Origin of the sequence: Psychrobacter proteolyticus (genome assembly GCF_038155145.1) — a bacterium.
Classification (GTDB): domain Bacteria; phylum Pseudomonadota; class Gammaproteobacteria; order Pseudomonadales; family Moraxellaceae; genus Psychrobacter; species Psychrobacter proteolyticus_B.
In genome coordinates this window covers 1-247 of record NZ_JBAKAY010000047.1, presented here as the reverse complement: position 1 = coordinate 247, position 247 = coordinate 1, and the positions used below count along the sequence as shown (strand labels likewise).

Below are 247 nucleotides of genomic sequence, written 5' to 3'. Positions count from 1 at the left end.
ATTCGGCACAGCGCGCCAGCGTCGGGATGTTCTTGCCGGGATTGAGCAGCCCGGTGGGGTCGAAGGCGGCCTTCACGGCATGGAAGACGCTGATCTCCTCGTGATTGAACTGCGCGCACATCTGGTTGATCTTCTCGCGGCCCACGCCATGTTCGCCGGTGATGCTGCCGCCGGCGGCCACGCACAGTTCCAGAATCCTGCCGCCGACCTCCTCGGCCAGCTCAAGCTCCCCGGGCTTGTTGGCATC

General features: G+C 65.2%; 1 protein-coding gene. It reads right to left on the bottom strand.

Annotated elements, in window-relative coordinates:
• A partial coding sequence (locus V6252_RS12955; protein ID WP_341610724.1) for an FAD-linked oxidase C-terminal domain-containing protein occupies positions 1–247 on the bottom strand: 247 nt, incomplete at both ends.